The organism is Agromyces binzhouensis (assembly GCF_004135055.1).
GTDB lineage: Bacteria > Actinomycetota > Actinomycetes > Actinomycetales > Microbacteriaceae > Agromyces > Agromyces binzhouensis.
In genome coordinates, this window is the sequence record NZ_SDPL01000474.1 from 1 (window position 1) to 2166 (window position 2166).

General features: G+C 73.7%; 3 protein-coding genes and 1 riboswitch. All 3 genes read left to right on the forward strand.

What is annotated here, in order from left to right; translation table 11 throughout:
• Window positions 1-178: 178 nt before the first annotated feature.
• Entirely contained in the window at window positions 179-511 is a 333-nt protein-coding gene (locus ESO86_RS15810) for a hypothetical protein (RefSeq protein WP_129235818.1), read from the forward strand.
• Between the two features lie 77 nt (window positions 512-588).
• Window positions 589-699: riboswitch (TPP riboswitch) on the forward strand.
• Between the two features lie 37 nt (window positions 700-736).
• Window positions 737-1390 carry an ECF transporter S component gene (locus ESO86_RS15815; protein ID WP_129235819.1) on the forward strand — a complete coding sequence of 218 codons (654 nt, stop codon included), beginning with the start codon at window positions 737-739 and terminating at the stop codon, window positions 1388-1390.
• A 3-nt stretch (window positions 1391-1393) separates the two neighbouring features.
• On the forward strand, window positions 1394-2166 hold a 773-nt coding region (locus ESO86_RS15820), incomplete at its 3' end, for an energy-coupling factor ABC transporter ATP-binding protein (RefSeq protein WP_165308035.1).

Below are 2166 nucleotides of genomic sequence, written 5' to 3' on the forward strand. Positions count from 1 at the left end.
ACCGACGGTCCGCGACGCGGCAGAGGAGGAACCGCCGCCCGGGCCGCGTTCGTTCTGGTGACCCGACGGGCTCGCCCGGCCGTGCGGCGCGCGACCGCGGGCGCCGCCGCGTAGTCCACGGGGCGAGGCATCCGTCAATGCCCTTCCGACCGCCGCGCCGCGCCGGTAGCGTGGCGACATGGCTGATTTCGTGCTCGAGCTCGCAGACAAGGTCGCCGGAGTCGGCGTCCGCACCTCCTACGCCGACAAGGTCGAGATCGGCGGTGCCGAGGTCGTGCCGGTCGCGCTCGGCGCCTACGGCTTCGGTGGGGGCGCCGGCACCGACGACGAGCAGAACGAGGGGTCGGGCGGCGGTGGCGGCGGCTGGTCGGTTCCGCTCGGGGCGTACGTCGGCCGCGGCGGCGACGTCCGGTTCGAGCCGAACGTGCTGGGCCTGCTCATCGTGACGATCCCGCTCGTCGTGGTGACCGGCAAGGCGCTTCGGATGGTGATCCGCGCGCTGAAGAAGTAGGCCCGCACCGCGACATCCGCACGAGCGGTCGCCCGGCGTCACCGACGACGCAGGCGGCGCCCGGCGCGCGTATACTCGTCGTCGAACACGGGAGTCCGGTGAGCCGGGCTGAGAGGAAGGTTCTCCAACCTTCGACCGTCGAACCTGATCTGGGTCATGCCAGCGCAGGGAGGGCATCCAATCTCATTTCCCGTGCCGCTTTCCACGAGACGAAAGGGCACGACAGTGCACGAGACATCCACCGACCAGACCCCCACGGCCGGCTCGAACGGCGCGCGTGAGGGCGCGGCGCCCCGCAGCACCCGCTGGCGGGTCGTCGACATCGTCGTCGCGAGCGTGATCGGCGTCGCGACGGGGCTGGTCTTCCTCTTCTGGAACAACGTCGGCTACGCCTGGTTCAGCGCCGCCGACGCGCTCACGCCGGGGCTCGGCGGCATCGCCGTCGGCATCTGGCTGATCGGCGGCGTGCTCGGCGGGCTCATCATCCGCAAGCCCGGCGCGGCGCTCTACGTCGAACTCCTCGCCGCGATCGTGTCGGCGCTCGTCGGCAACCAGTGGGGAATCGAGACGATCTACTCCGGCCTCGCGCAGGGACTCGGCGCCGAGCTGGTCTTCCTCGCGACCGGCTACCGACGGTTCGGCGTCGTCACCGCGATGCTCGCGGGTGCGGCGGCGGGTGCCGCGGCGTGGGTGCTCGAGCTGTTCCTCTCCGGCAACCTGCAGAAGTCGGCCGAGTTCCTCGCCCTCTACTTCGGCACCGTCGTGGTCTCCGGAGCAGTCCTCGCCGGCCTCCTCGGCTGGATCGTGGTCCGCGCGCTCGCAGCGACCGGCGCGCTCAGCCGATTCGGGGCCGGACGGGACGTCGCCGGGCGGGTCTGACCCGTGGACCGCACACCGGGAGCCGCCGGTCCCGCCCGCGTGGACGCCACGGGGTGGGGCTGGCGGCATGCCGGCCGCCGTCGCCCGGCGGTGCAGGACCTCGACCTCCGGATCCACGCGGGGGAGCGGGTGCTGCTGCTCGGTCCGTCCGGATCGGGAAAGTCGACCCTGCTGCACGCCCTCGCGGGCGTCCTCGGCGGCGACGACGAGGGCGAGCACCACGGTCGGCTGCTCCTCGACGGCCGCTCGCCCGCGGATGCGCGCGGGCGGGCGGGCCTCGTGCTCCAGGACCCGGATTCGCAGGTGATCCTCGCGCGGGTCGGCGACGACGTGGCGTTCGGCTGCGAGAACCTCGGCATCCCGAGGGAGGAGACCTGGCGACGCGTGCGCGACGCGATCGACGCGGTCGGCCTCGACCTGCCGCTCTCGCATCCGACGTCGCGCCTGTCGGGCGGGCAGAAGCAGCGGCTGGCGCTCGCCGGGGCGCTCGCGATGCGCCCGGGCCTGCTGCTCCTCGACGAGCCCACGGCGAACCTCGATCCCCGCGGCGTCGCCGAGGTGCGCGAGGCGGTCGCTCGCGTGCTGGATCGGACCGGCGCGACGCTCGTCGTGGTCGAGCACCGGGTCAACGTCTGGCTCGACCTCGTCGACCGGGTCGTGGTGCTCGGCGCCGACGGCCGGCTGCTCGCCGACGGCCCGCCATCGGTCGTGCTCGACGAGCGGGGCGAGGCGCTCGCGGCGGCCGGCGTGTGGGTTCCGGGCGTCCCGCTCGACGT